The 1,525-nt window shown below is 61.6% G+C and carries 1 protein-coding gene and 1 pseudogene; one reads left to right on the top strand and one right to left on the bottom strand.

Going from position 1 to position 1,525, the window contains the following annotated elements; genetic code table 11:
• Nucleotides 1–531, bottom strand: a pseudogene (locus NN4_RS45600) (hypothetical protein); the annotation flags it as partial.
• A 278-nt stretch (nt 532–809) separates the two neighbouring features.
• On the opposite strand from NN4_RS45600, the gene NN4_RS44585 reads away from it, so the two are divergent.
• Nucleotides 810–1,525, top strand: a 716-nt coding sequence (locus NN4_RS44585) for a GntR family transcriptional regulator (RefSeq protein ID WP_147144467.1), incomplete at its 3' end; no start/stop codon positions are given.

Consider the following 1,525-nt stretch of genomic DNA (forward strand, 5'->3'; position numbering starts at 1 on the left):
CGTGCCGGGCAACATCGCCTCCAGCACCCGGCAATGATCCGGGTACGGCATTCCTTTGAGGTCGCCTGAGAGCCAGCGGTAGAACTGAGCTTTGGCAGGTGCGCGGCCGACCATGTGCGGTTCGCACTGAGCCGCGACGCGGTCATACTCGCGCCGAAACGCGCTGAGTGTCTGCCAGTGCCGTTCTTGCAGAAGCGATTTCAATACCGTGCCGGACTCGCCGACGCCGGGCCGGGGGTCCCTGCTGTTGTGGTCGGTCGAGGATCGGGGTTCCGATGCCTCCGGTACCGACTGGAGATGGCGACTCCGGTGATGGGTGTAGCCCTCGGGCCACAACTCGCGTTCAGGGACACCAATCGCCACGGCCACAGCGAACTGGTGAACCGGATACGGCACACGGCCTTGGGTGATCCACCGCTCAACCGTCTTCGGATTAACCTCGATCTTGCGCGCCAACTGCTCGGGAGTCATCCGAGCCTCGAACACCGCCCGCCGTAGACGATCATTCGGCGAACCCTTCGGCGCGCTCACCGCGAACGCTCCACATCGCGACGCACGACCGGCAGACCGGCCCATGGATTTACACTGGACATGCTTCGGGACTCCGTTCCTGAAGTGCGGAAATGCTGAAGCAGCTACGAACTGCTTTGGTGCTGGCTCCCAGGCGGACTGCAATCCACCTGGGAGCCTCTAGCGCAATTTTTCTAGGTTGGCGAGACAAGTTGAGCGTATCGAACCAATGTGCCCAACGCAACACTTTGACCTAGGTTGCCTAGTCAGATTTTTGGCGGTGCCGTAGGCTTCGGACCATGGATCCCCTGGACCCCGACGATCCGAGACCGCCATATCAGCAAGTAGCCAATGCGCTGCGCGCGGCAATCCTGACGCGGACGATCGCGCCGGGAGAGAAACTGCCTTCAGGCCCGCAGCTAGCCGAGCGCTACGGCGTTGCGCGGATGACAGTCCAGCAGGCCATCCGAGTCTTGCGGGATGAAGGGCTTGTTGTCTCGCGACAAGGAAGTGGCGTCTACGTCCGCGAGCGGACTGAGCGTCCAGTCGGTCTCCGTCCTCATATTGAGCGTGCCTTCGAGCAATCTGCTGTCACGATCGACTTTGCCGGTTTTTCAGGGGAAACCCTCCACGGTGCAATCGCCGAACCGCTTGACAAGATCAGGCACGGACGATTGCGACCGGAGTCGCTTTCTGTCCGCGTGCTCGTTCCGGATGCAAGCGTGCCCTGGTCATTACCAGCACGCGTCGAGGACCTCACCGACAGCCCTGCGTTCCGTCGCCGTGCTGGCCGAATTATGGAACGCCACGCGCTGGCGATCGTCGACGCTGTAACTGAGCTAGCTGATCTCGGGTTGGTGGACGGAGCAACGGCGGTAGTGAAGACATGGCCGTCGCCGCCGCAGTTCAAGCTCTACCTGCTGAATAGGGCGTATGCATTCTTCGGCTACTACCCAGTTCGAGAGCACAAGCTCAAGCTTGACGGTGAGCCCGACGCCATCTGGGACCTGATGGG

Origin of the sequence: Nocardia ninae NBRC 108245 (genome assembly GCF_007990755.1) — a bacterium.
In the GTDB taxonomy this organism is placed as follows: Bacteria; Actinomycetota; Actinomycetes; order Mycobacteriales; family Mycobacteriaceae; genus Nocardia; species Nocardia ninae.